At 38.3% G+C, this 8,704-nt stretch carries 8 protein-coding genes; 7 read left to right on the top strand and 1 reads right to left on the bottom strand.

The genetic code is table 11. From position 1 onward, the window contains the following. Positions 1-467: 467 nt before the first annotated feature. The 7 genes from dld to NGR58_RS09420 all read left to right on the top strand — a co-directional run bounded on the left by dld (position 468) and on the right by NGR58_RS09420 (position 8,563). Complete coding sequence (gene dld / locus NGR58_RS09450) at positions 468-2,150, top strand: D-lactate dehydrogenase (RefSeq protein WP_258089260.1); 1,683 nt, start codon at positions 468-470, stop codon at positions 2,148-2,150. 471 nt (positions 2,151-2,621) lie between these two features. Next, on the top strand, positions 2,622-3,626 hold the full coding sequence (trpX, locus tag NGR58_RS09445; RefSeq protein ID WP_258089259.1) for a tryptophan ABC transporter substrate-binding protein: 1,005 nt from the start codon (positions 2,622-2,624) through the stop codon (positions 3,624-3,626). Then, on the top strand, positions 3,623-4,525 hold the full coding sequence (locus NGR58_RS09440; RefSeq protein ID WP_258089258.1) for an ABC transporter permease: 903 nt from the start codon (positions 3,623-3,625) through the stop codon (positions 4,523-4,525). The genes trpX and NGR58_RS09440 overlap by 4 nt, the downstream gene beginning before the upstream one ends. Next, the gene (locus NGR58_RS09435) at positions 4,515-5,288 is read left to right on the top strand and encodes an ABC transporter ATP-binding protein (protein WP_258089257.1); all 774 of its coding nucleotides are present in this window, start codon (positions 4,515-4,517) and stop codon (positions 5,286-5,288) included. The genes NGR58_RS09440 and NGR58_RS09435 overlap by 11 nt, the downstream gene beginning before the upstream one ends. Positions 5,289-5,482: 194 nt before the next feature. Then, entirely contained in the window at positions 5,483-5,857 is a 375-nt protein-coding gene (locus NGR58_RS09430; protein WP_258089256.1) for an MORN repeat-containing protein, read from the top strand. Next, positions 5,847-7,694, top strand: coding sequence for an acyltransferase family protein (locus NGR58_RS09425; protein ID WP_258089255.1), 1,848 nt, complete (start codon positions 5,847-5,849; stop codon positions 7,692-7,694). Before NGR58_RS09430 ends, NGR58_RS09425 begins: the two co-directional genes overlap by 11 nt. Positions 7,695-7,720: 26 nt before the next feature. Then, positions 7,721-8,563, top strand: a complete 843-nt coding sequence (locus NGR58_RS09420; RefSeq protein WP_258089254.1) for a metallophosphoesterase family protein — start codon at positions 7,721-7,723, stop codon at positions 8,561-8,563. Positions 8,564-8,608: 45 nt separating this feature from the next. Here NGR58_RS09420 and NGR58_RS09415 read toward each other — a convergent pair whose 3' ends face one another. Beyond that, the gene (locus tag NGR58_RS09415) at positions 8,609-8,701 is read right to left on the bottom strand and encodes an IS3 family transposase (protein ID WP_407077141.1); all 93 of its coding nucleotides are present in this window, start codon (positions 8,699-8,701) and stop codon (positions 8,609-8,611) included. Positions 8,702-8,704: the final 3 nt, after the last annotated feature.

Below are 8,704 nucleotides of genomic sequence, written 5' to 3'. Positions count from 1 at the left end.
CCTCGTATCTGTTTTTTTTCGTCGATTACATTTTACGCCGGTATCTTATTGGTGTCTTTTTGTTTGTGAAAAAGGCGAAATAAAAAGCGTGAAATTTTTAGTTTCACGCTAGAAAGTATAGAGCCAAAAAAGTATGTCACTTTTTCATTTTTATCCAATAAAACTGTTGGAAGCGGTTACAAATTATGGTAAAGTGGATTTTGTACCTTTGGTGGTGTCGAAAACAGGATAGAAAATATCAATTACTAAACACATACGAGATACATAAAATAGGTGATAACCCTTTAAAGTATTTGTGAATTTTAAAGGATGCCATAAATAGAAAGCTTTTCTTTGTCTTGACCATTAATTGTGAAAAATAGTAAAATGGTAGGTTGTTGAATTTCACAAATTTTTCGTTTTAAAAACTAAGAAAAGTGGTATATTAGAATTATATATTGTACAACTTTAGGAGGTAGGTTAGTTTTATGTCTACGGTGGAGGATTTAAAGGCCATTGTCGGTAGCCACAACATTGTGACTAGCGCGGCCAAATCATTGCGTTATCGTCAAGGATATCGTTCAGGATATGGAGAGGCATTAGCAGTTGTTATGCCAGGAACTCTTGTTGAAATGTGGAAGGTTTTGCAAGTTTTGCATAGAGATAATATTATCATTCTTATGCAAGCTTCAAATACTAGTTTAACTGAGGGTTCAACACCCACAGAAGGTTATGATCGTGATGTTGTTATCGTTAAGGGTAGCCGCATTAAAGACTTACAATTGATCAACCAAGGAAAGCAAGTTATTGCCTTCCCAGGAGCAACTTTGTTCAACTTGGAAAAGACATTGAAGCCATTAAATCGTGAGCCACATTCAGTTATCGGTTCATCAACATTAGGTGCATCAGTTATTGGTGGAATCAACAACAATTCAGGTGGTGCGTTGATTCAACGTGGACCAGCTTATACTGAGTTGGCTTTGTATGCACGAATTGATGAAAATGATGAATTGCACTTGGTAAATCACTTGGGTATTGATCTTGGTGACACACCAGAAGAAATTTTGGATAACCTTGCAAACCGTCGTTTTGATTTGAACAATGTGCCAAATTCTGATGATCGTGTTGGACACAATCGTGATTATGAGAAGCGTGTTCGTGATGTGGATTCAGACATGCCAACGCGTTATAACGCAGATCCTAAGGGATTGTACGAAGCATCAGGTGCTGCTGGTAAGGTGGCAACATTTGCTGTTCGTTTGGATACTTATCCATCAGCAGGTCAATCACAAGTGTTCTACATTGGAACTAATTCACCAGCTGTTCTAGAGAAGATGCGTCGTCACATTTTGGCTGAATTTAAGAACTTGCCAGTATCAGGTGAGTACATGCATAAAACTGCCTATGAATTGGCTAAATTGTATGGTAAGGATTCATTAATGGTTATCGACAAGCTAGGAACAGGCATGTTACCTACAATGTTCGGTATGAAGGCATCTGCTGAACGTATGCTTGGTCATTTACCATTCTTTAAGCCATATTTCCCAGACCGTTTCTTGCAAAAGGCTGGACATTTGTTCCCTAACCAATTGCCAAAGCGTATTGAGGATTATGCGAACCGTTTCGATCACTACGTGCAATTGAAGATGTCAGGAGCAGGTATTGATGAAGCTCGTGCATACTTGACTGAATTCTTCAAGGAAGAAGAAGGTGATTTCTTTGAGGCAAATGCTGATGAGACAAACAAGGCTTCATTGCACCGTTATGTAACGGCATCAGTTCCTATTCGTTACCAAGAATTAAAGCAAGACTCAATTGATATTTTGCCAATTGATGTTGCGCTACGTCGTAACGATGATGATTGGTTCGAGCACTTACCAAAGGAAATTGATGACAAGATTGAATACAAGTTGTACTACGGTCACTTCCTTGATCACGTTATGCACCAAGACTACATTTTGAAGCCAGGTGTTGATGGTCATGAGTTAAAGAAGGAAATGTTGAAGTTGTTTGATAAGCGTGGTGCAATCTATCCAGCTGAGCACAACGTTGGTCACTTGTATGAAGCAGCTCCTGCATTGCTTGAGCACTACAAGAAGAATGACCCAACCAATAGTTTCAATCCTGGACTAGGAAAGTCTTCTAAGAGAAAGTGGTGGGAAATTTACTAATAGTTGACGCTATTAGTTCAGACACTACTGAAATAAAAAATGAAGCAATAGTTATTATCTCTGTTGAGATGGTAGCTATTGCTTTTTTTATTATAACGTTTTATTGATTAATATGAGTTTTTATTCATTTTATTTAATCATATTTTCCTTTTTATGCTTGACAACTCATAAAACTTTACCTAAACTTAAGGCAATCAATAAACAGAAAGGACGAAGAAGAATGCAAAAGTCAATTAATAACAATTTGAACATGGCTTGGCAAAGCCGACACACAAGGTCGTGATTCCGATAGTGGATACGATCTGGCAAACAGTTTGTATCCGTGTCGACTTCTTTTTCGTTTGTCAAAGTCTGCATGGTCCAACATAGCAGGCTTTGGCGTAACCATTTTTAGGGTAAACCAGAGTATGCTGGTTTGCCCTTATTTTTTTGTCAAATTTACCTAATAATTTATGAATTGGAGTGAATGAAATGAAACGAATGATTACGTTTATCGGGGCAATCTTAGTTTTCTTAGGGTTTTCCTTAGCAACTCAACCAGCACAAAATGCAAATAATAAGTTAACCCAGCACAAAGTAATCAAAGTTGGTATTTTACAATTAGTCAGTCATCCAGCTTTGAATCAGATCCACCAGGGAATTATTAGTGGTTTGAAAGATGAAGGCTTTAAAGAGGGTAAAAATATCAAAGTTGAATTTCAAAATGCCCAGGGTGATCAAAGTAACCTGAAGACGATGGCACAACAATTAGCAAATCGTGATGATATTTTATTTAGTATCGCAACGCCAGCTGCTCAGTCACTGGTCAACGCAGCTAATAAGTCAACACCTGTTATGATGGCGGGAATTAGTAATCCAGTCGGCGGGGGTCTAGTTCAGTCAGAAAAGCATCCTGGTGCGAACGTGACGGGTTCTTCAGGGGATTCTCCTTTAGATAAACAGTTGAAATTAATACGAGATGTCATGCCACAAGCAAAAAAGATTGGGGTGGTCTATACGTCTTCTGATTCTGGTGGTCAAAGTAATGCTAAGAAGTTTGAAAAACTTGTTAAAAAAGCCGGCTTACAACCAAAAATGTATACGATTGCGAATACTAACGATATGCAACAAATTAGCCAACAGATGGCTAGCGATGTCGATGTCATTTATGCACCGCAGGATAATGGTGTCGCTTCATCGATGAAGACATTAGTCAATAATGCCAATCAAGCCGGTAAAGCTGTTTTTCCTGCAGCTGATACCATGGTTGCTGACGGTGGTACTGCTTCTTACGCTATCGACCAACATGACTTAGGTCGTTCAGCAGGGCATATGGCCGCTAAAGTGATACATGGTAAAAAGCCTGCGAACTATCCAGTCGAATATGTTGTTAAAGGTAAATACGTGATCAATCAAAAACAAGTTGATAAATTAAACGTTCAAATACCAGAAAAAATCATGCAACAAGCACACAGAAATGGGAGGGTAATCAAATGAGTTTAATCACATCAAGTATCGGACAAGGGTTACTTTGGGCCATTTTAGGGGTCGCCTTATTTTTGACCTTCAGAATCTTAGACTTTCCTGATATGACGGTTGAAGGAACTTTTCCTCTTGGCGCTGCTGTCACTGTTACTGCCATTACCAACGGCGCTTCGCCTATGTTAGCGACACTGTACGGCTTTCTAGCCGGAGCTGCTGGTGGTCTAATTACGGGTTTGCTATATACCAAAGGTAAGATTCCCATCTTATTGGCTGGAATTTTAGTTATGACCGGTTCTTTATCAGTTAATTTGCGTATTATGGGCGGTTCTAATGTTTCTTTGATTGGGAAAACGACTTTCTTCTCAGCTAATTTTTTCCAAACTTTGCCTAAGTATTTTGACAGTATTATTATTGGGGGCATTACCATCATTACCATTACTATTTTAGTAATACTGTTTTTGGAAACGAATCTCGGCCAGGCTTTCATTGTAACTGGTGATAATAAGAAGATGGCTCGTTCACAGGGAATCAATACTGACAACATGACCATCTTAGGTTTGACATTATCTAATGGTTTAGTTGGGTTATGTGGTGCTTTGATTTCACAAAGTAATGGCTATGCTGATGCCAACATGGGAATTGGCATCATCGTGGTCGCGTTAGCTTCGATTATTATCGGTGAAGTGGTATTCGGTGAATTGACCTTAAATCAACGTTTAGTTGCCGTTGCCCTTGGTAGTATTATCTACCGTTTTGTACTGTTGTTGGTCTTGCAACTTGGTTTTTCAACCAACGATTTAAACTTGATTTCTGCAATCATCTTGGCATTTAGTATGATGTTACCTAATTTGCGCAATGCGTTGCATTTAAATGATATTTTACGAAAGGGGCTCAGTATAAATGACAAATAGTAATCAAGCAGTTCTAGAATTAAAGGGTGTTTCCACCATTGTAAACCGTCATACACCTAATCAAACGAAAATATTAAAGGGACTCAATTTAACTGTCTATCCTGGTGATTTTATTACCATCATCGGATCAAATGGAGCTGGTAAATCTACCTTATTCAACACAATTTCTGGTGATATTTTACCAGTTGCAGGCCAAGTCTTGCATAATGAGCAAGATATCAGTCGGACATCAGTTGAAAAACGAACAAAGTTTTTAAGCCGCGTTTTTCAAGACCCAAAGATGGGGACTGCTCCGAGAATGTCAGTTGCTGAAAATCTACTATTAGCTGCAAAACGTGGCGAAAAAAGGAATTTACAGTTCCGTAATTTGCGTGGCAATAAGGAGCGCTTTAAAAAACTAGCGGCGGGCATGGGAAATGGTTTAGCGCAACGTTTGGATACACCAACTGAGAATTTGTCTGGTGGACAACGCCAAACTTTAAGTTTTTTAATGGCAACCTTAAATCGTCCAGACATTTTATTGCTGGATGAACATACGGCAGCACTTGATCCAAAAACGAGTGCCGCCTTGATGAAACAAACAAGTCAAACAGTCGCTGAACAAAAGTTAACTTGTTTAATGATCACTCATCAGATGGAAGATGCTTTAAAATACGGTAATCGTTTAGTCGTGTTACATGATGGACAGATTACTTTAGATGTTAGAGACGCTGATAAAGATCAACTAACGATTCAACAGATTATGAATCTTTTTGTAGATTAGTAAAATTTGCACCCAAAAACGGATTATCCTAATCAAGAAAAATTAATGAGGCAGACTGGTTTCAACTGATCCGCCTTTTTGTTTTGCATTTTTTAAATAAGTTATAGGTAATTTGAAAGCGCTATGCAATCAGCGTGATGTATTTTATTATTAATATAAACTAAATGATGGGGTTGGGAAATTGAGGAGTATTTATGAAACTAAAAAACATCATACAAGGGTTAGTTATTGTTGTTTTGTTAATTGCGGCAGTATATAGTTTGCTTCCTGATAAGCAAAAACATAATCAGCGATTGTCAATTGATGATGGCGGTATTATTTATCAGGGTAGTATGTTTAAACATAAATTTAACGGGCAGGGAAAAGTTAAATTTAAAAATGATGATACCTACGTGGGCCATTTTACTAATGGGCAATTTAACGGGCAGGGTAGATTTATTTCTCATAATCACTGGGAATTTAAGGGACAGTTTAAAAAGAATTTGCCTAATGGGCAAGGCGTTTTAAAAATGAATAAACATAATTATCAAGCAACCTTCAAAAAGGGGGAATTGATCCATGCGCATTAAGTGGTTTAGTTTTGTCCGCATTGCCGGCTTGTTAGCGGTATTGTCTTATCATTTCTTTTCGAACGCTTATTCAGGGGGTTTCATTGGTGTCGATATATTCTTTACCTTTTCAGGATTTTTGATTACAGCTTTGATGATTGATGAGTTTGCCAAGTCGCGTCAGTTTAAATTGATGAAGTTTTATCAACGTCGATTTAACCGTATCGTACCACCACTAATATTGGCAATTTTGGTGGTGATACCATTTACATATTTTGTGAGTCCGGATTATATTACTGGTTTAGGTAAGCAGGTGGCAGCAGCTATCGGCTTTACGACAAACTATTTTGAAATTGCAACTGGGGGTAGTTACGAAAGCAAATTTATTCCTCATCTGTTTGTGCATACTTGGTCTTTAGCGGTTGAAATGCATTTTTATATTTTATGGGGTCTAGTTGTTGCATTGATTGCCAAGAGGATTCGTCATTCGCAATTGAGCCAAAGTGAAGCGTTGAAAACTTTTCGGGTTAGATTATCAACGTTTTCTTTGTTCGTGGTAATTATTAGTGTTAGCGTAATGGGGTTGCGAAGCTTCAATCTAACGGATTACTCAGCCATCTATTTTTCCAGCTTGACGCATTGTTTTCCCTTTTTTGTTGGTGCACTTACGGCGACATTAACTGGTATTCAATCAGTACCACGACGGTTTATGAAACAGTTGAAACATGCAAAGCCATTGACAACAGTCATTGAAATATCTGGAGCATTTATTATTTTGGGTGTACTAGGATACGTGATGACATTTGATAGCCACTTCACTTATTTAGGCGGTCTATTATTGGCGAGTGTTGTCTCGGCTTTTGCAATTGTTAAAGCACGTACACTACACCAAGTAACGCCAAATATCGACGAACCTAAATGGGCAACTTTTATTGCCGATATCAGTTATAGTATGTATCTGTACCATTGGCCATTATTTGTTATTTTTTCACAAATGACGAGTGTATTTTGGGCAGTTGTCTTGACTGTTGCTATCGGCGTGCCTTGCTCAGCAATTTCGTATTATATCATTGAGCCAATTTTGGCTGGTAAACATCCCCATGCAATCAAAAAAGTGAACACACTGCCTAAAGTGAAATCATTGATGTTATTAGTCACCATTGTTTTATTAGGTGTTACCGGGTATACCATCTATCAAGCGCCAAACTTAACGAGTTTGGAACAACATTTATGGACTGGTAGCATTTATCAAGCGCGTGACAACTTAAACACAACGAAAGATGTTGTTGCAGCGTCTATTAAGCAACAAAAATTGTCTAAAGAAAATAAAAAAGCGACAACAATTCCAAAAGGGGTCTCTGTTATCGGTGATAGCGTCACATTAGGGACACGTGACTATTTACAAAAAAATGTCGCGGATAGCACGGTTGATGCTGCTGGTGAACGCACGATGGATTTGGCCTATCAAGTGATGATACGGGCGCAATCTAACAAAGTTTTGCGTCAAAATGTTGTTATCTGTATTGGTACGAATGCCTTGGCGGGAAGTCAGGAACAATTAGACAAATTGGTCCATGACTTAGCGCCTGGACACCGGTTAATCATCGTAACACCCTATGATCGTCGTGCAGATGATACTTGGAATTCTTCAAAACTAGCAGACTTTGAACGTTCATTACCTAAAAAGTATGACTATGTGACGATTGCAGATTGGCAAAAGAAGGCACAAGAACATCCAGAAGTCTTTGAAGGTACTGATGGGGTCCATTTTGCGGGTAGACATGCCGGGGATGTTATCTATGCGGAGACCATTAATCAGGGATTGCAAGACGCTGCCAAGAGACCATTAAAGAAATAAATCATAGTTGGAAAGGGTTACGAAAAATGAAACAGAGAATTGCGTTATTGTCAGATGTCCATGGTAATTTGACCGCCTTAAAAGCAGTGATTGCAGATTTATCGCAGCAAGCGATTGATGACTGCTGGTTTTTGGGTGATCTTGTCATGCCTGGACCAGCGACTAATGAAGTGTTTGAGCTATTAGAAAATATTAATACGTCTGTTTATATTAGAGGTAACTGGGATGATTGCTTTTTAGATGTCCAGCAGAAGAAAGTGGGGATTCATTTTGATGATCCATCGGACGTTTATATTGGTTTACTTGGCCAATATGTGGCTGAACATTTGAAAGTTAACTATCAAAATAAATTAAAATCATTACCAATTCATACAACCAAACAGGTTAATGGTTTAACAATCAACCTGTCGCATAACCTAAATACACTTAATTCGGGGCCGGCATTGTTGGCGGAGGAAGCAACGTCTCATTTTGATGAGCTGTTTTCAACCCCGACAACTGATATTGCGATATATGGCCATGTCCATCATCAAATGTTACGTTATAGTAGCCAAGACCAACTGGTGATTAACCCAGGTTCTGTGGGCCAGCCATTTTTTAAGCATGGTCGTTTGAATGATGACCGACGTGCACAATATGCCATTCTAGAAATTGATGATACTGGTCTAGCTGAAGTAAACTTTCGCAAAGTCGCTTATGATTTAACCCAGGAATTAAAACTTGCTAAAGAATTAGCTTTGCCATATTTGAATTTATATCAAGAAATATTATTTGATGGTGTAGCCCATACCCATGATGATGAGTTATTAGATAAAGTCAATCAGCAATATGGGTATGTTGAACGATTGAAGCAGCTAACTAATCAATAATAAAAAAGCAAGCACTGAACTGAACCCCAAAAATTGGAGAGAAGTTTAAGCAACTAACTGGTCGGAAAGATTTCGGTATTGAACCGGAGTTTTTCCGGCCAGTTTTGTTTTAATCCGTTTATTATTGTAGTAATAGATATA

The sequence above is a fragment of the Weissella fangxianensis genome (assembly GCF_024718545.1).
GTDB lineage: Bacteria > Bacillota > Bacilli > Lactobacillales > Lactobacillaceae > Weissella > Weissella fangxianensis.
Note: the sequence above shows the minus strand (reverse complement) of the source record. Positions and strands in the feature narration are given on the sequence as shown.